This window comes from Geobacillus sp. ZGt-1 (genome assembly GCF_001026865.1).
GTDB classification, from domain to species: domain Bacteria; phylum Bacillota; class Bacilli; order Bacillales; family Anoxybacillaceae; genus Geobacillus; species Geobacillus thermoleovorans.
In genome coordinates this window covers 1-386 of the sequence record NZ_LDPD01000038.1, presented here as the reverse complement: position 1 = coordinate 386, position 386 = coordinate 1, and the positions used below count along the sequence as shown (strand labels likewise).

1 protein-coding gene is annotated in these 386 nt (G+C 55.7%); it reads right to left on the bottom strand.

Annotated features, from left to right (window positions below):
- A partial coding sequence (locus tag VU18_RS15345; RefSeq protein ID WP_047758417.1) for a DDE-type integrase/transposase/recombinase occupies positions 1-386 on the bottom strand: 386 nt, incomplete at both ends.

Genomic DNA, 386 nt, shown 5'->3' with positions numbered 1-386 from the left:
GACACCGAGCCTTCTTCCGCACCAAACCCATGGGTCGGGCGGTAGTTGCCTTTAAAGGTCCGGTTGAATCGCTCGATGATCTGCTTGAGAGGGCGAAACTCTTCCGAGACCGGATCCTCATTGGTCAGCCCGATCACTTGGCGGACGTCAAATGAAATCCCGTGTTGGGCGAAGAAGTGTTGCGCCAGCAGGTAAATCGGGTTGCCATCCACGACGAACGACAAGTCGTCTGGGAGGGACGCTAGCTTCCTGAGGACATCATCGATGGCCTTGATGGCCGAGAGCGTGTCCCGGTTGGGCGAGACGCGATACGACAGCACGATCTTTTTGACGGCGTCAAACATAAAGAACAGGTAATGCCAGCGCCCTTTGACGCGAATATACGT